Genomic DNA, 24,584 nt, shown 5'->3' with positions numbered 1-24,584 from the left:
TTCTGATAATTATTGTAATAATTCGGCCAAATGCATATTAGTGATAGAAAATTTTGCCATTCCCATAATAAGCCAAATATTTTTTATGGGTATATTGCGTGGCTTTACCCAAAACATCACACACTCGCGTTTTCGCTTTCCTTTTAAAGTGCTTATTTAAACAGATTCTAATTACGAATTTGTTAATTACTCTACAATTCGATAAATGTCGCAAATGTCTGAACAAATGGTAGAAAATCAGGGACTGTATCGCCCGGAATTTGAGCATGATGCATGTGGAATCGGTTTCCGGGCTAACATCAAGGGTCGTAAGTCGCACCAGATCGTGGCTGATGCCATTCATATGCTCGAAAGGATGGAGCATAGGGGTGCAACTGGTTTTGACCCTAACACCGGTGACGGTGCTGGTATTTTAATTCAGATCCCTCACGAGTTCTTTGTAGAAGAATCTACCAAATTGGGCTTCCACCTGCCGCCGGCAGGTGAGTATGGTGTGGGGATGATCTTTTTCCCAGGCAACGAGCTTGCCAGGGAAGAAAGCAGGGATATCCTGAACCGAAAGATCAAGAAGCTGGGCCTGCAACTGCTCGGCTACCGCAAGGTTCCTACACTGAACAATACATTGGGTGAAGGCTCTCTTTCCGTTGAACCGGCGGTAGAGCAGGTTTTCATCAAACGTCCGGACGACATTACGGACGATATGGCATTTGAACGCAAGCTGTTTATCCTCCGTCAGGTTGCTGCCAGATTGATTAAAGACACGGTAAAAGGCGCGAAAAACTTCTATTTCTCGTCGCTTTCATGCCGTACCATCTCATATAAAGGACAGCTTACCACTGCCCAGTTGAAATATTACTTCCCGGACCTGGAAAACGAGTCGGTCGTATCTGCATTGGCAGTTGTACACTCGCGTTTCTCGACCAACACATTCCCATCATGGGAGCTTGCCCAGCCATTCCGCTACATTGCGCACAATGGGGAGATCAACACCGTGAAAGGTAATGTGAACTGGATCCGCGCCGGGGAAAAATCGTTCGAGTCGAAATTCTTCTCGAAAGAGGAAATGGATATGCTCCTCCCGATTTGCGACAGGAACCAGTCCGACTCCGCCAATCTCGACAATGCGATCGAATTGCTGCACCTTTCGGGCCGCTCATTGCCGCATGTAATGATGATGCTCATCCCCGAAGCATGGGACGGCAACGAACAAATGGATCCTGAGCGTAAGGCATTCTACGAATACCACGCGGCCATTATGGAGCCGTGGGACGGTCCTGCGTCGATCTCATTCACCGATGGTAAAATGGTAGGCGCCACGCTCGACCGTAACGGTCTGCGCCCGTCACGCTACTGGGTACTCGACGACGATACCATTATCATGGGCTCGGAAGCGGGTGTACTGGAAGTGGATCAGGCACGCGTGGTAACCAAAGGCCGCCTGCAGCCCGGACGGATGTTCGTGGTGGATATGGAGCAGGGCCGCATTGTTCCCGACGAAGAAATCAAAAACCAGATCTGCACCGCGCAGCCTTACCAGCAATGGCTGGACGATAACAAGCTGCACGTGGACGCATTGGATCACCCGATCCGCACCTACCGCGCTTACGACGACAATGCATTGCTGAAACGCCAGGTTGCATTCGGTTATACTTCGGAAGATCTGCGCATGATCCTCGGACCAATGGGTCAGACGGGCTTGGAAGCGATCGGTTCAATGGGTACTGACTCTCCGCTGGCAGTCCTTTCGGATCAGTCGCAGCATTTGTCTACGTATTTCAAACAGCTTTTCGCACAGGTGACCAACCCGCCGATCGACTCGATCCGCGAGCGTGCGATCATGTCTTTGATCTCTTTCGTAGGCAGCACCGAGAACATTCTTACGGAATCACCCAAGCATTGCCGCCAGATCGCATTGCCGCATCCGATCCTTTCGGTGCAGGAATTCGACAAGCTGCGTTTTGTAGATAAAGACGGCTTCCAGGCCAAAACCATCAATACCTACTTCCGTGCCGACCAGGGCGGAAAAGCACTGGAAAGAGCATTGGAACGCATTTGCCGTTACGCGGTAGACGCTATCGAAGACGGATTTGAAATCCTCATCCTCTCCGACCGCGCCATCGACTCCGACCACGCGCCGATCCCTTCATTGCTCGCCACAGCGACGATCCACCACCATTTGATCCGCGAGGGATTGAGAGGAAAAGTAGGTTTGTTGGTAGAAGCGGGAGACGTTTGGGAAACCCACCACGTAGCGACATTGATCGGCTACGGCGCTGCGGGTATCTGCCCTTACATGGCATTCGAAACGCTTGCGTACATGAACCGCAAGGGAATGATCGAAGGCGAGTTCACCGACGAAAAACTGCATTACAACTATATCAAGGCCGTTAACAAGGAGCTTTTGAAGATTTTCTCAAAAATGGGAATCTCTACCCTGCAATCGTACCAGGGTGCGCAGATCTTCGAATGCGTGGGCTTGAACAAGGATGTAATCGATAAATATTTCACAGGAACCATCTCGCGCATCAGCGGTATGGGCATTCCTGAAATTGCACGCGAAATCCTGACCCGCCATAAAGTGGCTTACCACGAAAGCGCGGAGCAGAAACCACGACTCGAAGTAGGTGGTGTTTACCAATGGAAACAACGTGGTGAAGCACACATCTTCAACCCGCAGTCGGTGCATTTGCTGCAACAATCCACCCGCAATGCGAGCTACGAGCAGTTCAAGAAATACTCCAAGCTGATCGACGACCAGAGCCACAAGGCGCTGACATTGCGCGGACTATTGAGATTCAAAAAAGGCAACCCGATCCCTTTGAGCGAGGTGGAGCCGGTTGAAAATATCTTCAAACGCTTTGCGACCGGCGCAATGTCCTTCGGATCGATCTCCTGGGAAGCGCACACGACCCTGGCGATTGCGATGAACCGCATTGGCGGTAAGTCCAACTCCGGTGAAGGCGGCGAAGACGAACTGCGTTACAACAAGCTGCCGAACGGCGACAGCATGAACTCGCAGATCAAACAAGTTGCTTCGGGACGTTTTGGTGTAACCAGCCACTACCTGAGCAATGCGGGCGAGCTGCAAATTAAAACCGCGCAAGGTGCTAAACCGGGTGAAGGCGGTCAGCTTCCGGGCTTCAAGGTGGACGACTGGATCGGCCGTACCCGTCACTCGACGCCGGGCGTGGGCTTGATCTCCCCTCCTCCTCACCACGACATTTATTCGATCGAGGATTTGGCGCAGCTGATTTTCGACCTTAAAAATGCCAACCGCGCGGCACGCATCAGCGTGAAGCTGGTATCCGAAGCCGGCGTAGGAACCGTGGCATCCGGTGTAGCGAAAGCGCACGCCGACCACATCCTGATCTCGGGTTACGACGGTGGTACCGGTGCTTCTCCATTGAGCTCGATCCGCCACGCGGGTCTTCCGTGGGAACTTGGCCTCGCCGAAACGCACCAGACTTTGGTAAGAAACAAACTGCGCGGACGGGTAACCGTTCAGGCCGACGGACAGCTCCGTACCGGCCGCGACCTCGCGATCGCCGCATTGCTCGGTGCCGAAGAATGGGGTGTAGCCACGGCCGCATTGGTAGCCGCCGGCTGTATCATGATGCGTAAATGCCACCTGAACACCTGTCCGGTGGGTGTGGCTACGCAGCGCAAAGAGCTCCGCGCCTTGTTCTCGGGTAAGCCTGAGCACGTGGTGAACATGTTTACCTACATGGCGGAAGAACTGCGCGAGATCATGGCCCAGCTTGGTTTCAGAACAGTGAATGAAATGGTTGGTCAGGCCCAGTACCTCGAACTGCGCAATGATATCAAACATTGGAAATATAAAAACCTGAACTTCGACGCGATCCTGTACAAAGAAGGCGACCTTTCGGTGGCGCAATTCAAGCAGGAAGAGCAGGATCACGGTATCGACGCCATTCTCGACCTCGACCTGATCCGTTCGGCACAGCCCGCATTGGAGAAGCAGGATGAAGTTTACGCAGAATTCCCGATCAACAACCTGAACCGGTCGGTGGGAACCATGCTTTCGAACGAAATCTCGAAGAAATACGGCGGCACCGGCTTGCCGAATGGCAATGTCCACTTCAAATTCCGCGGTACTGCGGGCCAGAGCTTCGGTGCATTCAACACGTTGGGTGTGCGCCTCGAACTGGAAGGTGACGCGAACGATTACTTCGGCAAAGGCCTCTGCGGCGCCGAACTGATCGTGTACCCCGACCGCGACGCGAAGTTCAAGCCGGAAGAAAACATTATCATCGGTAACGTGGCATTCTACGGTGCTACTTCGGGTGACGCCTACATCCGCGGAACGGCGGGCGAGCGCTTCTGCGTACGTAACTCGGGTGCGAAAGTGGTTGTGGAAGGAGTCGGCGACCACGGTCTGGAATACATGACGGGCGGTCTGGCGATCATCCTGGGCGAAACAGGCCGCAACTTCGCAGCGGGTATGTCCGGCGGTGTGGCTTACGTCCTCGACAAAGCAGGCAATTTCGAAGAGAAAGTGAATAAAGAAATGGTGACGCTGGAACCATTGAACGAGGAAGACCAGGGCATTCTTCGCGAGTACCTGGACAAACACTTCCAGTACACGACCAGCAACATCGCTTTCCAACTGATCCAGAACTGGGGAGAATCTGTGAAGCAATTTGTGAAAGTAATGCCGTCCGACTTCCGCAAAGCGCTGGAAGGACGCGGTATCACGCTCGCACAGCAGATTGCAGACAAGAACGTGGTGTACAAAGACATCGTCGTAGACGTAGTACACCAGTAATTTTCAGTTTCAAGATCAACTATCAGAATTTTTTAAATCAGTAATAAGAATGGGAAAACCAACCGGATTTTTAGAGTTTGAAAGGGAGTTGCCGAAAAAAAGAAGCGTAGAAGAGCGCTTGAAGGACTACCGTGAGATTGAAACGGCACCGACCGACTCTAATTCCAAACAGCAGGCAGCCCGTTGTATGGACTGCGGAATTCCTTTTTGCCATAATGGTTGTCCGCTGGGCAACATCATTCCCGAGTTCAACGACGCGGTGTATGATGAAAACTGGGGACTGGCTTACGAAATATTAGCGTCTACCAACAACTTCCCTGAATTCACAGGCCGCATTTGCCCCGCTCCTTGCGAAGCATCCTGCGTGTTGGGCATCAACAAGCCGCCGGTAGCGATCGAGTACATCGAGAAATCGATCATCGAAAAAGCATTCGAATTAGGTTTGGTTAAACCACGCATTCCGAAAACCCGCACCGGCAAGAAAGTGGCTGTGGTAGGTTCTGGACCTGCGGGAATGGCAGCCGCTTACCAGCTCAACCAGGCCGGTCACTCGGTAGTATTGCTCGAAAGAGCGGATAAAATCGGTGGTCTGGTTCGCTACGGTATCCCCGATTTCAAGCTCGACAAAGGCATTATCGACCGTCGTATGGCGGTGATGGAAGCGGAAGGCGTTGAATTCCGCACCGGCGTGAACGTGGGTGTGGATATCAAAGCGGAGGAGCTGCAAAATGAGTTCGACGCGGTGTTGCTGACGATGGGATCGACCGTTCCGCGCGATGTGAAAATCGCAGGCCGTCAGTTCAAAGGCGTCCATTTCGCGATGGAATTCCTCAGCCAGCAGAACAAGCGCGTAGCCGGTATCGACCGCGTGGTAGATCACCGCGGCGTGGCTTACGCCAATGGCGAAATCCTCGCTACCGACAAACACGTGGTGGTAATCGGCGGTGGCGATACAGGTTCCGACTGCGTGGGTACTTCGGGCCGTCACGGTGCGAAATCCGTTACGCAGATCGAGCTGATGCCTATTCCTCCAAAAGAGCGCGATGCAAGCACACCATGGCCGAACTGGCCGATGATGCTCCGTACGTCTACTTCACACGAAGAAGGCTGCGACAGACATTGGTCTATCAACACCAAAGAATTTATCGGTGACGAAAACGGTAACCTCACCGCATTGAAGATCGTAGACCTCGACTGGCAGAAAGACCCTGAAACGGGCCGTATGCAGATGAAAGAGGTGGAAGGCAGCGAGCGGACGATCCCTTGCGACCTGGCGTTCCTGGCAGCCGGCTTCCTGCACCCGCAGCAAGAGGGCTTACTGAACGACCTCGACCTGGAATTCGACGAGCGCGGCAATATCAAAACCAACGGGTATCAATCGACTTCAAACGAGAAGATCTTCGCAGCAGGCGACTGCCGCCGCGGACAATCGCTGGTAGTATGGGCGATCTCCGAAGGCCGTGAAGCGGCGCGTTCGGTGGACGAGTACCTGATGGGCGAGTCGTTCCTCGAAGCCAAGGCTGTATCGATGCTGAATCCTTTATTTGCGCACGCGTAAGTCAATAAAGGATTTAAGCCGGCCTCTATATATTGTTATTGCAAGAAAGCTGCCCTCCCGGCAGCTTCTTGTTTTATATCCCTTTATATTTGGCCTGAATATTCATCACGCCGCTATGTTTCTGCATCATTCCCCATTCTGGCTGAAAGCTTTTTTTCCCGGCTTCATCTGGCGCATTCCTGCGAAGGAAAAGGTCATATACCTCACTTTCGACGACGGGCCTATTCCGGATATTACGGAGCAAGTATTGGAACTATTGGCCCAGTACAATGCAAAAGCGACGTTTTTCAGCATTGGTGCCAATGTGCAAAAGCACCCGGATATATATGAAAAGGTAAAAAACGGCCGGCATTCGATCGGCAACCATACATTCAACCACATGAACGGCTGGAAAACCGAGGACGCCGTTTACCTGGAAAACATCCGGCAATGCACGGAGCAGCTGAACCTCGAAACCATGCTATTCCGCCCGCCTTACGGCCGTATCAGGAAGAGCCAGTCGAGAGTGGTTTTGCAGGACAAACAGATCATCATGTGGGACGTCCTCAGCGGCGACTTTTCCCCGCAGATCACCCCTGAAATTTGTTTAAAAAAATCCCTTCAACACACCCGGCCGGGCTCCATCGTGCTTTTCCACGACAGCATTAAGGCCTCCAAAAACATGCTTTACACCCTTCCCCGCTACCTCGAACATTTCAGCGAGCAGGGGTACCATTTTTTAGCATTACCCATGTAACAATGATCGAAACCCACGCCCACATATACAGCGACGATTACGCCGAAGACCGCACCGCCATGCTCGACCGCGCCTGGAACGCCGGTATCGAGCAGATATGGATGCCCAACTGCGACCATGAGACGATCGACGGCATGCTCGAACTCGCGGAAAAATACCCTGGCAAATGCCTCCCGATGATCGGGCTCCACCCGACTTACGTGAAAGAGAATTTCGAAAAGGAATTGCAGATCATGGAAGAATGGCTCGGTAAATATGAGTTCATCGCCGTCGGTGAGATCGGAATGGACCTTTTTTGGGATGTAACATTTAAAGAGCAGCAGGAAAAGGCATTTTTATACCAATGCGGCCTCGCGCGCAAGCATAACCTCTGGATCGACATTCACAGCCGGAGCGCGTTTTGGGAAACTGTCAAACTGATTGAAGACTTCGCCGATCCGGCATTAACGGGTATTTTCCATTGCTTTACCGGCACGCTGGAAGAAGCGCAGAAAGCCATTGAGCTGGGCTTCAAACTCGGCATCGGCGGCGTGGCGACATTCAAGAATGGCGGTTTGGATAAAGTGATCCCGCACGTTGATATGCAGCATTTGGTACTCGAAACCGACGCGCCTTACCTGGCCCCCGTCCCCTATCGCGGCAAACGCAATGAAGTGGCCTACATCGACATTGTGGCCCAGCGCGTAGCTGATTTGAAAGAAATGACCAAAGCCGACGTGATCGCCGCGACGACCGCGAATGCGAAAAGTATGCTTACCAAGGTCGCAAAATGAGCCATAGCAAGCTTGCGCATTGCATCAACAGACTATTACAATGAGTTATACCAAAATACATATCAACCCCATTTCCCCCGAACCTACCACCGGTTCTGTGCTGGTCATTTACACCGGAGGTACCCTGGGAATGGTGTACGAAACGAAGGGCAAGCAGCTCGTCCCGTTCAACTTCCAGCAGATCATCGAAAAAGTCCCTGAGATCAGCCGACTGGATTTCGACATTACTTTCCTCTCGCTCCCCGAGCCGATCGATTCGTCGAACATGCACCCGTCGATCTGGATCGAGCTCGCTACCATTATCGAGGAGCATTACGAGCAATTCGACAGCTTTGTGATCCTGCACGGCACGGATACGATGGCGTACACCGCTTCCGCATTAAGCTACCTGCTGGAAAACCTGAACAAGCCCGTTATCCTCACAGGCGCACAGCTTCCCATCGGCGTGGCGCGGTCGGATGCGCGCGAGAATGTGATCACCGCATTGGAACTGGCAGCGGCCAAGAATGCGGAAGGTCACCCGATCATCACGGAGGTTTGCATTTATTTCAATTCCAACCTGCTGCGCGGTAACCGTTCCAAAAAGCAGGAAAGCTCGGATTTCAATGCATTCCACTCCGAAAACTACCCCGCGCTGGCGAATGCAGGCGTGAATATCGAATACAACTTCCCTTACATCAAACCTTACCAACCCGGTTTGAAACTAAAAGTCCACAAGAAATTCGATCACAATGTGGCATTTCTGAAAATGTTCCCCGGCATCAGCCAGCAAGTCGTGGAATCGATTCTAAACATCGAAGGATTAAGGGGCATCGTCCTCGAAACCTACGGCGCAGGCAACGCCACCACCGAGCCCTGGTTCCTGAATGCGATCAGCAACGCGATCGAGCGCGACATCGTGATTTTCAACGTCTCTCAATGCGACGGCGGCCGGGTGTCGCAGGGCCAGTACCAAACGAGCAAGTTCCTCCAACAAATCGGCGTCATCAGCGGCTCGGACATCACCGCCGAAGCGGCCATCACCAAAATGATGTACGTTTTCGCCTGCGAAAGCCGTGGCGGCGCGTGCGTCGACATGCTCGGCAAGCCGCTCCGCGGAGAAATGAGCATTTGATTTTAGCGCGGTAATTCTGCGTTTTGCATTTGGAAACAAGAATCTCTTCCTTATATTTGCACCCCGATAGAGAGGTGCCCGAGTGGTTGAAGGGGCCACCCTGGAAAGGTGGTATGTGGGTAACTGCATCGAGAGTTCGAATCTCTTCCTCTCTGCCTTTGGCCGTTCCTGCTATCAGGAGCGGCCTTTTTGATTGTCAAGACAGAATACTTGCCAAATCTTGGAATGGTAAAAGACAATAAATCGGGCCTACCCTTCAAACCGGCGGTACTGCGAGACCGCGACGGCGATCTGACAAAACCTTGGTATGTGGAATTTTACGCGTTCGATGAAAAGAGCGGCGGACTGGTACGCAAGCGCGTGAGCATTTCGATGAATTTCCGCGACAAGAAAAGCAGGACGGCGGAAGGAAACCGGATCGTGGGAATGGCAAATGATCTGCTTAAAAAAGGCTACCATTTTCCAAAGCAGGGCATTGCCGTTCAGCCGGGCATTCCACCCGAAAAGGAAATATTGGTAAAGGCCCTGCAATTCTCCCTGAACGCTGCTACTCCGGCTTTGGGGGAAAAATCGACGCTGACCTACCAAAGTGCGTTAAACAAGTTTATGGCCTACCCCGAAGCGGCAGGGATGACCGTTGATCAATTCGAAACCCGCCATGCGATCTTGTTCCGCGATTACCTGCTCACTGAATTAAAGAACGCACCCAGGACGGCAAATAACACGATCCAACATTTACAAGTCATTTTTTCTCGCTTTCAGGAGCGTACCGGAATAAAAGAAAATCCATTCAAATTTAAATCACTCAGGGAAACGGCCACGGAACGCAACATTGCATTCAGTGACGCAGACCGGGCAACGGTGGAAGAATACCTATTGAAGCACGAGCCGGGCGTGTATTTCTTTACCCGGTTAATGTACTTCGCTTTCATCCGCCCGGGCGAACTGCTAAAACTGCAAGTGCGCCACGTCCACATGCCCAAGGGTTATATAACCGTTCACGGCCTGATCGCCAAGAACGGCAAAACCGAAACTGCTCAGATCATCCCTGCATTGGCAAATGAACTGCAAAGCCGGATCAACTTCGAACGGCCCGAACATTATTTGTTTTCGTCGGACATGGAGCAAGGGAAATTTCCTTTATACCGATCCGAATTTGAAAAATTATAGTTGGTAATAAACTTCTAAATCGTCCTTTATGCATATTAAGCTATTTGCACCACTTGCCGGAATTCAGCTGAGCTCAAACGAGGATTTTATTTTTGACAGCGGAGTCATTTCCAAAAGTCAGAGGTTATTACAAAATGAAATCATCACACCACACTTGACAAGAGTATTAGATCAGTCTGTTATTCGGGCATTGTTCAGAAATCCATTTTTCTTTTCGAGAATTGACGTCAAGGATAGCGATCCGCGTCAAAAAGGAGTGCAATTGGCGCAAAGTCTTGATAGTATCATTTTTACGTCTTGGCTACTCCACGATAATAGTATCAATGTTCCTCATGCGGTATTTTGGAATGTTTCAGCTCCTCACGAAATCCACCAGTTCAATAGCCAGGTTTTTTATTCCAATGCTGAGGGGGAAGTGCAAGATGTACAGATTTCTAACCAAACTTTGAGACAGATTTGTGATCTGCATTTACTGTTTAACAAACATTTTTCAGGCCCTGATTTTAACCCAATATTTAACATAGACAAACACATAGCCAGTGATGATGGTGTGCAGGTAACTGGCAATCAGGAATATAATAAATATTCAACTATTGCACGGGCTTTCCTGTTTGTTAGGGAGGCGAGGAGAAATACCAATATAATTTCTAAAATTTCTAATTTGACAATGGCACTAGAAACACTCTTTACCACGGATCGAGACAACATTGCGCATGATGTCAGTGTGCGCGGAGCGTGCTATGTGTCATCGGATTTAGGCGAACGGGAAGTACATTATAAGGCTATAAAAACGGGATATCGTATTAGATCTAATTACTTACACGGCAGTCGGGTTCAAAGTCCTTACGATCAACAATCCTCACTACTTTCATTTGCACAACGACTTGATATCTTAACTAGGAGAATAATGTTTAAAGTGATCAAAGTAGACTCGCAGAGGTTTGTAGACAGTTTGGAAGCGAGACGGGCGTGGTTTTCAGTTCTAACTAGTGATCAGAAATGAACTTGTGTTGCAATAAAAGCCGCTCGGTTTCCGGGCGGCTTTTATGCATTAAATCAAATTTTTTGCTATATATCTGCAAAAAAATAAAGCGTGCCGGATGGGAGATCGACCGGCGCCGAGCCGATATTGTGAAACCTGCCGGTCACCGTGTTCGGTCCGGAAACCCAGGCCGTCAAAACAATGTCGGCTGTTATGTTTATTGAAAATGCCGCCTGCACCATTTTTCCAGCCGGAATACCGGTGATTGTCGCTGTGGTAGTAGCATAAGCGCCCGCGGAAATGCTTGGCGGGTCAAAAGTCACTGATACTCTCAAACTGCCCGCGATGTACCACGGCGTCCAAACTCTTGTTGAGCCATTGTAATATGCCGTGCGCTGGTATTGTAAAAAATATTCACTGGTGATCGAGGTCAGCGTTTGCATGCAATAGTTGGTTGCGGGGCTCCGTACTGTTTTCAACGGCCCTTGCTGGGGAAATCCGTTGGCCGTCCGCGCATCATCCACGGTTTCGCCGGCCGGATAACTGTCAGGTAAATCCGACGCTAAAACCTGCTTATCCCTAATCACTCCGTTTACATACCAATCCGTCCAAACACGCGAGGTTCCATCATAGTAAGATGCTCTCCGGTAAACCAAGTTTACCGGGCTTGTAGCCGAAATCAGTTCTTGATAAGTGTACCCGCCTGTTACGTTTCTCGTTGTTCTTAACTGGCCCTGGGCAAGAAACCCATTTGTCGTTCGGGCATCATCAAGCGTCAGTCCGTCCGGGTAGGTGTCAGGCAAATCTGACGCCTGCGGCTGTGAATCTCGGTTGATTCCGGTTGCGGATTTTACCCACGGCGTCCAAACCCTGGAAGCACCATTGTAAAACGCGGAACGTTTGTATTCTGTGAAATTGCTAGTGGTAATACTAGTTAATCGCTGATTTGTATATCCAGCATTTAAGTTTCTCTCTGTCACCAACTGGCCCTGTTGCGGGAAGCCGTTTTCTGTTCGTGCGTCCATTACTGACACACCAGATTTATATGAATCCGGCAAATCCGCATTATTTGGTGCTAAATGGGCGATGTTCGGGTTATAAACTTGTGAGTTCACAGAAACCTGTGTGCGTAGGCCCACCGGCATCACCAGATTGAAAACCCGCGACGCGATCTGAATATTGAGATCATTGTTAGGGTGGATACCTGCCGCGTGCGCGTACTGTGTGTCAAGCCAAAATCCTACTCCTGTACGAGAATCCTGAAAAAATCCGTAGTTATCCAGGAAAACAGCTTTGTGTTTCCTGGCAAGTGAGCGAAGCCCAGCAACAAATCTTTCGTACCATTTTTCGTCACGACCGTTGGGTGTGTCGCTCGTGCTGTGAACCCGTGTTTTCGTAGGTACTTCGACTGATGTTTGCCAAAGAAATGGTTACGAATTCCAACGGCTGTCGGGAAGTGGAATCAGCGGCTTTTCCGGAAATTTTTTGACCGCTTATTAAGTTCTGCCCGATCCCAAAGTATGGGCACAACGTGAACAGAAACACTATGATCAATAGCTGTTTCGTAAGTCGTTTAATTTTCGTGGCTAATATGTATTACTGTAAAAATGGTTTGAGAAGGATATAGCAATCCCGTGTCGGCAAATAATGCCGCCGGCAAGACTTTAAAATGAGATGGATTCTAAAAGATCATCTGGCGCCTGGGAAGCGCGAAATGTAATGGTAGACTAGGAAGCCGACTGCCAGGAAGATCGCTTCCACACCGTCGGGCAAGGTCGACTCGCTTATTTTATATGGCAAAAACTCGATTACAACCAGGCCCATTCCGCCAAAAAGGCTTAAAATTCCCCATTTCATAGGTTCCGGATATCTGATAACGACAAGCGCATTCAGGAAATGCTGGAAAAGCACTTACCTGGCGAGCCTCAAACGGGCGATGATTCGATAAAGGAGGATATTAAGGCCTACCAACTCGTTTTTGGCGCATTGAAAAAAGAGCCCAACGAAGGCCTGTCATGCGGTCTTTCATTCCGGGTCCGGCGGCTTATTTTTAAGCAGAAACAGCAAGACCGGCAGAAATTGCTCTACATCCTGCTCAGTTTTGCCGGGGCAATCCCTACCATCGGTGCCATTATTATTGCGAAGAATCCTTCAATTGTAAATTTTCAGCAAATCCTGCCCGGTGATTGTTTCCTCCCGGTTTGTTTTGGTACAGCCGCCATTGTTTTGATTCAATTGGTAGAATACCGGCGGTTGCGAAAGGGGTGGATTGAAGGAAGGAAAAATTAGCGTATATAACTTCGAAGGTGCCCCACTTTTAAATGAGACACCCTCTTTTTACTTCCGGATTTAACTACTGAACACCCTTGGGCCGCTCCACTTTTTCAACCGGGCGGGGTATCTCCACAGGCCTGTCACTAGCCAATTGCACAGACCGTTTGTTTTGTGCAGACAAATCGGTTTGGGGTTTTGTTTCGGCTGTTTTCTTTTCGGACGCCACGCCTGGTAATGAATTATTACGAATGTGCTTGGCAGAACTTTCCGCATTTGCAGATGCTGTTGTTTCTTTTTTCGAAGACGCTGTTTTGCCGTATACGAGGCCGGGAACTGTGCCGTTTTTTAACTGGCTCGAAATACTTTCGTTGGTTCTGAAAGCAGTTTGGGCTTTCGCTGTTGTAGTTGCTAGAATGATGGCAAAAATGAGCAGATAAGCTTTCATAATATCGGGTTGATTGAGCTCTTATTTAACGTTTACAAACACATTGATTTTACCAATCTGGTCACCATCAAAATTTTGCAAAGCCTTACCAATGATTTGTCCGGGTTGTACCCTGGCGGGATCGGCTTTCATGGCGACACCGGGAATGGTTGAAGTAACCAGTAAATCTCCCCGCTGAATGGCGCCGCCCTCTTTGCATACCTTGGTCGGGATTACCCCCACCACACCCATGGGCACTTTGCCTGACAGGTTGCTGTCGATATTCTCTTCGGTAAGCAATACACCAGGTTTGGTTGCATACACACCCAATACCAGTGAAGAATACGCCCCATTGCTTTTTTCCACGGTCCGGTCCTTCGAAGTGGCGATGCTTAAAATATCTCCGGGCTCATATTCGGACACTTCATTGATCACGTCAAAAGCCTCCGCAAGGTCGGCCCCGCTGGCCTGCGTACCGCCATTAAAAAAACCCTTTCCATCGGCATCGATACGCGCTACATTCGCGGTAGCCGGGTTTCCGCTTTTAAACAGTGCGATATTGCCGTTGCTGTGTGTTTCAGCAGTAAGCACCGCGTTGGTGTTGGCAGTATTAAAATTTACAAACCGAGCTGCTTTGCCATTGCTGAAATCGGGCGTCCAGGCGAAAATCGCATTGCCGGTCCCGTCTGCGGTAGCCTCTACCCCATTTCCCTCCTTGCCTGAATTGGCGGTTACACCATTACCATGACCTTCTGCTATGGCTACCAGGGCCGGGCCATTGCCAAAAGCGTTCGACGCATGGAACAGGCCTGCAAAACCGCCGGTACCCGAGGAAATCCCAAACAGTCCCGCTGCACCGAAATTGCTTAGGGTCGTGTTCACCTCTCCCCGCACCGCTGCTGCCCGGCTGCTGGCATTATCCACCAGGAAAGAAGCAGCATTCCCTTGTGTATTGTCAGTATCTCCGTTACCGTTCGTTTCTACCTCCAGCGTATTGCCTGTGGTGTTCTCGGTGTTAAGATTCTCAAAACGGCCGGCCCGACCGGTACTGCCGTTAAGTCCTACCTGTCCAAAAACGCCGATGGCCCTGCCGCTGGTGTTGGTTGCTACAAATCCCCTGACCCCATATCCTCCTCCATCATTACGGCCGACGACCGCACCCGCAATGTCACTGGTAGTGCGGCCTACAATGGCTTCCCCCGCACCATTGTTATCGCCTACGATACCGGCTGATGTCTGGTTGCTGGTGATGCCATGTATGCTAAATCCCCCATTCGTAACACTCCGCACACCTACGCCATTTCCGTTGGCATTGACACCGACAACGGTGCCATTCCCGGAATTCGTGATCGAAAATAAAGTGCCTGCGCTACTCTCATTGCCAACGTAGGGCAATGACAATGCCGCATTGTTGATCTGTGTCCAGCCGGTACCGGCTTTGTGGTACCAAAAACCTTTCGTGTCTGTATCATACACGAGCAGACCATCGGCAGGGCTTGCGATAGCGATCCGCTGTGCAGATGTCATACGGGATACAAGTACCCCCTTTGTTTCCGAAGTGACGTCCAGCTGCGCGCTCGCGTCGGGGGTCTGAGTACCGACGCCTACCTGCGCATTGACCGTAGTGATAAATGGACCCGAGAGCATCAGTCCGAAAGTTGTTTTCAGGAGTAATCTTTTCATCAAAATCAGGATAGTTTAATTGAGGACCAGTAAGGTTTCAGCTGCCTTCTGGTAATAAAACGAATGGATTCAATATGAAATAGAGCTAAGTAATTTTACAAGAAAGCCCTACATGATCCATTTTACTCTCCCTGTTTTGTCGAATTAATTAAATGCTACGTCCTGATAAACTAATTTTCAATAAATATTTTATTGTATTTTATTCCCCGCAAACGGGCGTTTTACCTAACCCACGCGTAAAGTAGATATCTCAAAAACCCATTCCTTTTCTCCACACCTGTCGCATTGCTGGCTATCTGAAAGTTCTTGCACGTTTGCACATGTAGTGCAGGCGTAGTCTCCTGGTGTCGAAATTTTTATGGATTTTTTGTTATAAGGTTTTGGCTTTATTGGAAGTCCCTTTCGTAACTGGTCGTCGGGATAAAAATAGACGCTTAGCATCCCGCTCGTTTCAAGGATTGCGGTTTCTACCTGGCCGATATGCTCAACGTCACGGCTTCTTAATTCAGAAAAAAACTCGTCTTTGGCAAAGTTGTTGTCCCGTTCTTCTTCCAGGGTAAACATCCCATCTTCTATGATGTAGAATGGACCGCCTTCCAATATCATTTCAAACTTTTCGCTTCGCGCAGCAATGGATGTCAGCAGCCGGTAAATAATGATGATTACTGCAAAAACGATAATGGAAGGCACAATAGCCGAATCTTCCATCAGCATCGGATCGCCAGCGGCTGAACCCAGGGAAATGATAATAGCAACCTCAAAAAATGTAAGCTCCCGCACGCCTTTCTTTCCTGAAAGTCTTAGAAAAAGCAAAACCATTAAAAACATAATTGCCGTTTTGACAACTATCGTCAAAGCGCCCTGCCAGTCCAGATCGTTTATAAAAATCGTTTTGAAGTCCATTTGCTGATAAATTTTAACCAGGCATACCTGGTTTTGCTTCGTTGCTATGAAAGAAGCAATTCATATCGAGATGCATGCCATATTAGTGTGGATACATGCAACTGTGCGGGTGAATTCGAAGTCAGGATTTGTATAGTTCAATCTCACGGAGCATTTCAATAGACTTTACGACAGGCTCCCACTGATTTCCCCGCAGGATGAACTTGAACCATTTTTTCTCCCGGTTCTCATATTTGATGTTGAAGAACAGCCACAACGCGGCACCGACAAAAGTAATCGTAACGAATATCTGAACTGCCGACCATACCGGATTCTCAAACATCCGCTGCGGAATCGAAAAGGTTGTCCAGATAGGCGCATGCAAAAACATCAGCCTCGTGGTAAGCAATGTAGACCCTTTTAACCGCGCTAACCGATCCTGGGTCGTAAAAAGTGCTTCGCTGAGATCTGTTTGGTAAATTAACGCCAGCTGATAAATCTGGACGCCTGTCACGAATGTAAAAATCACTGCATGAATGGCAATCGAATACCAGAAAAACGGGCTCGCGTAGTCGTAGGTGCGATCAAGAACTAAGCATAGGAATGACAGCCACAATAAGCTTATAATGATCAGGAAGATTTTCATTGGAACCATCGATCCGACCATAGACTTAATTTTAATAAGCGTGATAGCAGCTGCATTTTGCCGGTTCAAAATTAGGCTCTCTTCGAGTTTGCGATCGTATGAGCGCCAGAGGTCAATCAGTTCTGATTCTTGCATAGTTTTAAGATTTGAAGGTCGTGAATTTGCGGCGAAGTTGTTCCTTGATTCTTCCCACTTTGGTCGAAACGTTTGAAACTGTGATTCCAAGAATAGCTGCCATCTCTGCTTGGCTGTGACCTTCCAGGTACAGAAGCATAAGCGCTCTGTCAAATTCTTTCAGTTGCCTGATAAACTCGTGGAGCATAGTTAAGTCGGAACCCAAGTCTGTTGGTTCGTCATCGGTTGTCAGAGTAAGGATTTCATCGGTTAAGGGATGGGCGATCTTATCCCGGCTGGTCTGCTTTCGAAAAAAAGAGATCGACACATTCAAAGCGATGCGATACATCCACGTGGTGAGCATAAACTGCTCGTCATACTTGGGAAAGGCCAGCCAGAGTTGCAAAGTAATTTCCTGAATCAGATCCTTCCGATCTTCGGTGTCACGGCAGTACGCATTTGCCACTTTGTAGATGATACCTTTGTTAGAATCAACCACATTCAAAAATTGAGCGGCATCTCTGTTAAGTAGCATAGCGCATTGAATTTGTCTGATTGGAGAACTTACTGGTTACGCTCCAATTATTCGCATTCGGTTGATAAATGTCACATGAAAGGGCATTTTTATTCAAAAAAACATTTTGTGAGTGTGCGGCGGCCACGGACGTTTCATGAACCCCTTGGTAACAGTGCCGGGCGACTTGATACTATTACAAGTTCACGCAATTCGATTGTCATTTACGTACACCTCTATAAATCGCCTTTTATCTTCGGGATTGTTTTCAAATTCCCGATCAATCAAATCGCTAATCTGCTCATATCCATTTCCTTCAATTCCAAATGCTTCGCGAAATTCCCTTAAAAGCAGCTTACTACAACCGATTATATTTACGGGAGGAAATTCGGCAACGTAAATGCCCCAACCAGCATTATTCCCAAAAACGAAGAAGTGGTTTATTACCCATCCAAATGGTGGCTCAAATGCTTCTAACATTGTTTGAAAGTCGACATAGCGACAATCAAGCGATATCGTGGCACTAAATGGGAGACTTCTATCTGTTATAGTGGCACCAATATTTTCGAGAATGTAAAATTCCGTTTCTCCAAGGCGTTGCAGTACTTGTCTAAACCCGTCATATTCGCATTCATCTTCAAACAAACCTCCCCCAACAGTAAGTGTGAAATGGAAGTCAGCATTGGAAAAAACCTGCTGAGGCGGACAGATTACGTGTTCTTTATCAGTAGTGATCCTAAAAATACTATCTGCGCGGGCACCTGCCATAAATTTTATTCTGATGATATGAATATGAAGATATAAGTTTTTGAGGTGAAAGACCGGGTTCCACAAACCTCCTCTTCGCGGGACGCCCTTGGTCAGCGGCGGGCGATAACATAACCGAAAGATCGTACAATCCAAAACCATCCCGAAAGCTATACCTCCATCTGACCTCCACAACAAACCAAAGTTGGACTGCACAACAAACCTCCCTGCCGCTTGATTCCCGAATTTTGCATAAAACAATCTCGAAATTATGTGGACATCAAATGACATACCTGATTTAACAGGTAAAATAGCCATCGTTACGGGCGCTAATACGGGGATCGGATACGAAGTGGCAAAGGCTTTATACCAAAAAGGGGCCATTGTGACGATTTCCGCCAGGGACATGGAAAAAGCGGTTTCTGCGGCTGAAAGGATTAAGAAAGAATCCGGGAAAGCAGGTGGGTTGGAAATAGGATTGCTGAACCTGGCAAGCCTGGATGATGTTAAAACATTTGCGGATCAGTTCAGCGAAGGGCACCATCGTCTGGACATTCTTGTCAATAATGCAGGCGTGATGATCCCACCGCCATCCAGAACCAATGATGGCTTTGAATTGCAGTTTGGGGTGAATTTCATTGGGCATTTTGCGCTTACGGCACATTTGCTTCCCCTGCTGAATGCAGCTGATGCTGCGAGGGTGGTGACACTGTCCAGCGGCGCGGCCACACTGGCACCCGGCATTGATTTTGGCAATTTGAAACTGGAAAACACCTACGACTCCTGGCGGGAATATGCTGTGAGCAAACTGGCCGACATTCTTTTCACCTATGAGCTGGACCGCAGGCTGAAAGCCGGCCAAAGCAAGGTATTGTCGGTAGCCGCGCACCCGGGCGTCACCCGCACAGACCTGCAAAGGCATATCGGCAGCGATGTGCTGGAAGGCTTGTTCGCTCAGTTCGACACAGTGATGGAAGCGTGGCAAGGCGCGCTGCCGACCCTGTTCGCTGCTACGGACAGCTCCATCAGGGGTGGCGAGTTTATCGGGCCCGATGGACCGAATGAATATGCCGGCTATCCGACGCTCTCAAAGCATTCTTCGCCTTCAATGACCGATCAGGCTTTGGCACAGGAACTTTGGGATTATGCCGAAACAGCAACCGGTATGAAATTTGATTTTTGAGGATATCAAAAGCTGAAACATGAAAGTAACCAACATCCAATCCTGCCAGCTGGGCCCGGAAATATCGCCGGAGCAATTTATACCCGAGCACTTTTTCCTGTACCTGCTGAGGGGTTCGATGAAGGCATTCGACGGCAATAAGCACTATCAGATGGTTCCCGGCGATTTCTGTATCGCCAGGAAGAACCATCTGGTTCGCTATACCAAGTACAAAGACAATGACGAATTCGAGAAGATCATCATTACTTTCGACGAGCCGTTTTTAATAGCTTTTTTGGAGCGGCACCCTGTTGAAACGCACCCATCACGTGCAGATGACGCATTCCTTTTTCTACCAAAAAACAAACTGATCGGGCACTACGTCCAATCGCTCGAACCCTACTACACCGGCAATTTGCAGCTGGATGAAGCTTTCGCCGACATTAAGCGCGAAGAATTATTAATGATCATCCTGAAAACAGATCCCGGGATGGCCAATATCTTCTTCAACTTCGCCAATCCCGCGAAAATTGACCTGACAGATTTTATGAACCATAACTTCCGGTTCAATATCAGCCTCGAACGGTTTGCTTATCTGACGGGCAGGAGCCTTTCCTCTTTCAAGCGGGATTTCCAACAGGCCTTCGGCACTAATCCGGGAAGCTGGCTCAAAAAGAAACGACTGGAAGAGGCCTATTTTCAGATTAACCGGCAGCACCGCAAACCCAGCGAGGTGTACCTCGAAGTTGGTTTCGAAAACCTGTCTCATTTCTCATTCGCTTTCAAGAAGGAGTTCGGCCGCGCTCCCACTGAGGTGATGCCGTAATTACGAAACCGACACAGTCGTACCGTCAGTACCATCAATTGTCAACTGCCCTTCTACCTCTGCCGCCAGGCCGTACATGAGGTTCATGCCCAGCGAGCCGGCATTCTGGGTGTCGAAGTCGGGATTCAGCCCGATACCATTGTCGGAAATAATTAGATTCACCTTTTCATCTTCGCAGCCAAGTACCACATGGATTCGCCCCGGTTCATTGTCAGGAAACGCGTGTTTGATCGAATTCGTAATAGCTTCATTCAAAATCAAGCCGATCGGGACCGCATTGGAAACATCCAGGTACACCTCTTCCAGATCGGAAGCGAACAAGATGTTTTGGTTTGAGCCAATGCAATCTTTTAAATGGGTGATTAGCTCATTGATATACCAGCGCATATTCACCGTCGTCACATCCTCGGATAAATACAGTTTCTGGTGAATGAGGGACATCGCTTCAATCCGGTGCTTGCTGTCCAGCACGGCGTCCAGCGCACCATTGTTCAGGTATGAGGCCTGGGAATCGATCAGGCTGACAATCATTTGCAGGTTGTTTTTCACCCGGTGATGAACCTCCCTGATCAACCATTCCTTCTCCTTCAACAAAACTTCGAGCTTGCTGTTTTTGTCCTCCACGCTACGGCTGTACTCCCTTCCTAGCTTCCACCGGCTGTACAGCGAAAGTACCAGCAGCAAAAGAATGATCACCGCGGCGATGATCACCTTTCTGATCACATTTCCCCTGTTCAGCAGTTCTGTTTGGGCCTCGATGTTTCTTTGCAGGAGGAATATATTTTCCGATTTGTTCCGGATTTCGGCATCTTTCCGGTCCAGGTTAAACCTGGCGTCCATTACCCTTATTTCCCGCTTCGACCGGCGTGTGCTGATCGTATCCGCATACTGTTTGTAGCGTTTATGGTTGTCCAATGCCTCCCTGAACCTGCCCTGGGACGAATCGGTTTTGTAAGCCACAATGTAGTATAGTTCCAAATGGCGCGGATTGGAAACCTTCGCGGTAAGTGCTTTGAATTTGGCGAGAAAAATGGAGCTATTCTTAACGTCTCCCGTCAGGTTGTAATATAGCACCGCATCCCGGTAGAGCATGATCCGGTCGGTTATATCGGTTTCCAATTCGAGGGGCAATGTTCTGCGGAGGTAGTATCCGGCCTTTTTCACATCGCCGAGCTGCACATAGAACTGCCGGAGCAGTGACTCCGCAAAGTGCCTCGACCGCGGTTGCAAACTCCCGGAATACCGCCGCATAAATCCTTCCAGCGAATGGATATGCGGCTCCATTTTCGACCCTAGCCTGATGCTCAGCTCGGCAACATTAGCCGTAATCTCAGCAACCCCATCGTCCCAGTTGTTCCGGATCGCATAGGTTAAGGCCTTCTCAAAACATTCCATCGACATATCCAGATTACCGATCCGGAAATACGTAATTCCCAGCCGGTTATAGGTGGTTGCGGCCACAAAAGAGGTGTCCCGCAGTTCATCCAACACCTTCACGGCCAGGTGGCCATACCGGAGCGCATTCTCAAAATCGCCCGTTTCGATGTATGCATTACCGATCAGGTTATACACCGACTGCATGGCCGTGTACCGGGATTCTTCATAAAGCTGAATGGTCCTACGTAGCGCAAATATCGCCTCCGCAGGCTCGCCCATGATGCGGTAAAGATCGCCCAGTTCCAGGTACACATTGCCCTCTTCAGGCTTATCGCCCGACCGGACGAAGCAATGCGCCGCCTGCCCCACAATGGCAATCCGTTCCTTTAATTCCTGGCCTTCCAGTCCGTAGTAATGCCTGAGTTCCATCAATGCCCGACCTTCGCGGCCCGGCGCATTGGCGCGCCTGAAAACCCGGATCGCCTCCTGCAATTTCTTCAAGCCGGCATTCCTGTGACCGGTTTCCTTTTCAATCTGAGAATCTTCCAGCAGGATATTTCCCGCGATCACCGCCGATTGAAGCGTTCTATTGGTCTGAGTTGCGTCATCCAGAAACCCGCGGGCCTTTTTCATGTCCGCTGCTTCGGAACCCGGCTTCGCCATGTAGTGATGGGCGAGTTCTATCTGCGCGTTGGCCTTTTCCAGGTCGTTTTTGGCACGTCTCAACAGCTGTGTGAGCTCCGCCGCGCGCTTGTCTTCCGGCTGGCCGGCCACATGGGTTACGGCGAAGAGGATCAGCAAGAAGACAATGACGCTTCGCATAAGCAGGGAATGTTTTGGTCAAAAGCCGATACTCTTCTTAATCCCCAGCTTCTTCATTTTTGAACTAAGCGTCGTAGGCGGAATGGCGAGGATCTTCGCTGCGCCGTTTTCCCCGCTGATCCTCCCTTCGCAAGCCTTTAATACGCTGATAATGTGGTCGCGCTCATTTTCAAAAATATTTTTCAGGACCGGCGGCCCCGCTTTCGCTATTCCTTCCACGGCCGGATGGGCCGGTAAATACACCGTGTCGATCGAATTACCCTTCGCCAGCAGCACGCTGCGCTCGATCACATTTTCCAGCTCCCGGATATTGCCCGGCCAGCCGTAGTCCATCAGCATCGCCAGGGCGCGATCGGATATGCCCGAGATGTTTTTACCCGTTTTCCTGCCAAAATAGCCAATAAAATGATGCACTAGCGGTGCAATGTCCTCCGTCCGCTCCCGGAGCGCAGGCATGGCAATCGGGAATACATTCAGGCGATAGTAAATGTCCAGGCGGAATTTACCTTCGGCAATGGCCCTTTCGAGGTTCCGGTTGGTGGCTGTAATGACCCGGATGTTGATTTTGATCGGCTGGGTGCCGCCCACGCGCTCGATTTCCCGCTGCTGCAACACCCGCAATAGTTTTACCTGCACTTCGAGCGGCATATCGCCGATCTCGTCCAGAAATATCGTCCCGCCGTCCGCCTGTTCAAACCGCCCGATCCGCCTCTCGGTCGCCCCGGTAAATGCGCCTTTCTCATGCCCGAAAAGTTCGGACTCGATCAGGTTAATGGGCAATGCGGCGCAATTCACTTTCACGAACGGCTTGCTTTTTCGCGGAGACAGCTGGTGAATGGTGTCGGCCACATGCTCCTTGCCGGTACCGCTCTCGCCGGTGATGAGCACAGAAGTGTCACTCGGCGCCACCTGGCTGATCAGGTCAAGGATATTGAGCATCAGGTGGCTCTGTCCTACCATCGAGTCGAATACAGGCGACTCCGACCTCGAACCGGCCATTACCTCGATCGCGTGATCCAGTTCCATATCGGGACCGGATGTGCTCGCGGCACGGATCATTTTGCGGATCGCACTTTCGATCGCAGGCTGTAACCGCGCGCAGAGTTCGAGGTCCTGTTCCCCGAAGGCATCGGGGCGGCGGCTGTAAAAGCAGAAGAAAAACTGCTTTCCGTCAATCGAAATATTGGCAATGGGCATCACCAGGTTCGAGCGCATATCGAATTTGCCCGCGATCAGCTTTTTAAGCGGAATTTCGGCAGACATTTTCCTGAATTTCTCCGCATTGTAATACTCCACCTGGGAAATGGGCGGTAATGCGGCCATCATATTCGCCAGTTCCGCGGCCCGCACATTTGTGACCATCCGCAGCCCCTCGGCATCCATCGCCTGGTATTCGTCGAATCCAATGCGGAGAAAATGCATTCCCTTGAAAGGCAAAAAGTTCTTTCCGAAGAAACCGGCGGAAACGTAGTCGAAAGGGATAAGACGCTGAAATGCCTTCACAATGCCCAGCAGCTGCGCAGTCCACTCGCCCCCATTTTCGGCCAGGGTTTTCAGGTCCTGTAAAAAAACGGCTTCTTTGCGCAGCTGGGCGTCGTTGCTGTTTTGATGCAGGTATTCCGCGATTTCCAGCGAAATCAGCAGGTCTTTTTCCCTGAACGGCTTCACAATGAACCCGCTCGGACGGGTAGCCTTGGCTTCCCTGAGAATATCTTCGCTGGAATTGGCCGACAGAAAAATGAATGGAATATGCTGCTGATTAAGGCATTTGGCGAGCTCGATACCGTTCTTTTTCCCGGCCAGCATAATGTCCAGCAATGCAATATCGGGCTGGTTGGTGCGGACGAGCTCCCTGGCCTCTTCAAAAGTGCGGGCGATGCCCGTCACCTGGTAGCCCGCCCGGGTGAGGATGATCCGGAGATGGTTTGCCTCCACAAACAAATCTTCTACGATGAGTATTTTTTGCTTCATTCGGTCTGTTTCCTGGCTATAAA

20 protein-coding genes and 1 tRNA gene are annotated in these 24,584 nt (G+C 49.9%); 11 read left to right on the top strand and 10 right to left on the bottom strand.

Translation table 11 applies throughout. The annotated features are described in order from the left end of the window. The first annotated feature begins 205 nt into the window (after nt 1–205). The 8 genes from gltB to DFER_RS27285 all read left to right on the top strand — a co-directional run bounded on the left by gltB (nt 206) and on the right by DFER_RS27285 (nt 11,140). Nucleotides 206–4,786 (top strand): glutamate synthase large subunit, encoded by a 4,581-nt coding sequence (gltB, locus tag DFER_RS27320; protein WP_015814910.1) that lies wholly within the window; start codon nt 206–208, stop codon nt 4,784–4,786. Nucleotides 4,787–4,835: 49 nt separating this feature from the next. Next, the gene (locus DFER_RS27315; protein WP_015814909.1) at nt 4,836–6,344 is read left to right on the top strand and encodes a glutamate synthase subunit beta; all 1,509 of its coding nucleotides are present in this window, start codon (nt 4,836–4,838) and stop codon (nt 6,342–6,344) included. Between the two features lie 115 nt (nt 6,345–6,459). Beyond that, nucleotides 6,460–7,080, top strand: coding sequence for a polysaccharide deacetylase family protein (locus tag DFER_RS27310; RefSeq protein ID WP_015814908.1), 621 nt, complete (start codon nt 6,460–6,462; stop codon nt 7,078–7,080). Nucleotides 7,081–7,082: 2 nt separating this feature from the next. Further along, nucleotides 7,083–7,853: a TatD family hydrolase gene (locus tag DFER_RS27305; RefSeq protein ID WP_015814907.1), complete on the top strand. Its 771-nt coding sequence runs from the start codon at nt 7,083–7,085 to the stop codon at nt 7,851–7,853. 40 nt (nt 7,854–7,893) lie between these two features. Beyond that, the gene (locus DFER_RS27300; RefSeq protein WP_015814906.1) at nt 7,894–8,967 is read left to right on the top strand and encodes an asparaginase; all 1,074 of its coding nucleotides are present in this window, start codon (nt 7,894–7,896) and stop codon (nt 8,965–8,967) included. Nucleotides 8,968–9,035: 68 nt separating this feature from the next. Further along, a tRNA-Ser gene (locus DFER_RS27295) sits at nt 9,036–9,122 on the top strand. 70 nt (nt 9,123–9,192) lie between these two features. Further along, entirely contained in the window at nt 9,193–10,137 is a 945-nt protein-coding gene (locus DFER_RS27290) for a tyrosine-type recombinase/integrase (RefSeq protein WP_015814905.1), read from the top strand. A 28-nt stretch (nt 10,138–10,165) separates the two neighbouring features. Further along, nucleotides 10,166–11,140, top strand: coding sequence for a HEPN domain-containing protein (locus DFER_RS27285; protein ID WP_015814904.1), 975 nt, complete (start codon nt 10,166–10,168; stop codon nt 11,138–11,140). Nucleotides 11,141–11,205: 65 nt separating this feature from the next. Here DFER_RS27285 and DFER_RS29980 read toward each other — a convergent pair whose 3' ends face one another. Then, nucleotides 11,206–12,234, bottom strand: coding sequence for a hypothetical protein (locus DFER_RS29980; protein ID WP_143828826.1), 1,029 nt, complete (start codon nt 12,232–12,234; stop codon nt 11,206–11,208). Nucleotides 12,235–12,808: 574 nt separating this feature from the next. Continuing rightward, nucleotides 12,809–12,976, bottom strand: a complete 168-nt coding sequence (locus DFER_RS30270; protein WP_015814902.1) for a hypothetical protein — start codon at nt 12,974–12,976, stop codon at nt 12,809–12,811. 39 nt (nt 12,977–13,015) lie between these two features. Here DFER_RS30270 and DFER_RS27270 point away from each other — a divergent pair, with 39 nt between their 5' ends. Continuing rightward, nucleotides 13,016–13,408, top strand: coding sequence for a hypothetical protein (locus tag DFER_RS27270; RefSeq protein ID WP_015814901.1), 393 nt, complete (start codon nt 13,016–13,018; stop codon nt 13,406–13,408). A 64-nt stretch (nt 13,409–13,472) separates the two neighbouring features. Here DFER_RS27270 and DFER_RS27265 read toward each other — a convergent pair whose 3' ends face one another. The 6 genes from DFER_RS27265 to DFER_RS30630 all read right to left on the bottom strand — a co-directional run bounded on the left by DFER_RS27265 (nt 13,473) and on the right by DFER_RS30630 (nt 18,811). After that, entirely contained in the window at nt 13,473–13,838 is a 366-nt protein-coding gene (locus tag DFER_RS27265) for a hypothetical protein (protein WP_015814900.1), read from the bottom strand. 21 nt (nt 13,839–13,859) lie between these two features. Next, nucleotides 13,860–15,500: a phage tail-like protein gene (locus DFER_RS27260; RefSeq protein ID WP_015814899.1), complete on the bottom strand. Its 1,641-nt coding sequence runs from the start codon at nt 15,498–15,500 to the stop codon at nt 13,860–13,862. Nucleotides 15,501–15,725: 225 nt separating this feature from the next. Then, nucleotides 15,726–16,403, bottom strand: coding sequence for a DUF421 domain-containing protein (locus DFER_RS27255; RefSeq protein WP_015814898.1), 678 nt, complete (start codon nt 16,401–16,403; stop codon nt 15,726–15,728). 121 nt (nt 16,404–16,524) lie between these two features. After that, nucleotides 16,525–17,163 (bottom strand): hypothetical protein, encoded by a 639-nt coding sequence (locus DFER_RS27250; protein ID WP_015814897.1) that lies wholly within the window; start codon nt 17,161–17,163, stop codon nt 16,525–16,527. 4 nt (nt 17,164–17,167) lie between these two features. Then, nucleotides 17,168–17,677 (bottom strand): RNA polymerase sigma factor, encoded by a 510-nt coding sequence (locus DFER_RS27245; protein ID WP_015814896.1) that lies wholly within the window; start codon nt 17,675–17,677, stop codon nt 17,168–17,170. A 183-nt stretch (nt 17,678–17,860) separates the two neighbouring features. After that, nucleotides 17,861–18,811 carry a hypothetical protein gene (locus DFER_RS30630; RefSeq protein ID WP_229206283.1) on the bottom strand — a complete coding sequence of 317 codons (951 nt, stop codon included), beginning with the start codon at nt 18,809–18,811 and terminating at the stop codon, nt 17,861–17,863. Between DFER_RS30630 and DFER_RS27235 the strand changes: the two genes are divergently transcribed. Together DFER_RS27235 and DFER_RS27230 are read left to right on the top strand one after the other, a co-directional pair. After that, nucleotides 18,693–19,586, top strand: coding sequence for an oxidoreductase (locus tag DFER_RS27235; RefSeq protein WP_229206279.1), 894 nt, complete (start codon nt 18,693–18,695; stop codon nt 19,584–19,586). The two genes, DFER_RS30630 and DFER_RS27235, sit on opposite strands and share 119 nt — an antisense overlap. Before the next feature lie 19 nt (nt 19,587–19,605). Beyond that, nucleotides 19,606–20,391: a helix-turn-helix domain-containing protein gene (locus DFER_RS27230; RefSeq protein ID WP_015814893.1), complete on the top strand. Its 786-nt coding sequence runs from the start codon at nt 19,606–19,608 to the stop codon at nt 20,389–20,391. Here the strand turns inward: DFER_RS27230 and DFER_RS27225 are convergent, their stop codons facing one another. Further along, nucleotides 20,392–22,590: a histidine kinase dimerization/phosphoacceptor domain -containing protein gene (locus DFER_RS27225; protein WP_015814892.1), complete on the bottom strand. Its 2,199-nt coding sequence runs from the start codon at nt 22,588–22,590 to the stop codon at nt 20,392–20,394. A gap of 18 nt (nt 22,591–22,608) precedes the next feature. Next, nucleotides 22,609–24,561, bottom strand: a complete 1,953-nt coding sequence (locus DFER_RS27220; RefSeq protein ID WP_015814891.1) for a sigma 54-interacting response regulator — start codon at nt 24,559–24,561, stop codon at nt 22,609–22,611. Nucleotides 24,562–24,584 lie beyond the last annotated feature (23 nt).

The organism is Dyadobacter fermentans DSM 18053, from assembly GCF_000023125.1.
GTDB lineage: Bacteria > Bacteroidota > Bacteroidia > Cytophagales > Spirosomataceae > Dyadobacter > Dyadobacter fermentans.
Note: the sequence above shows the minus strand (reverse complement) of the source record. Positions and strands in the feature narration are given on the sequence as shown.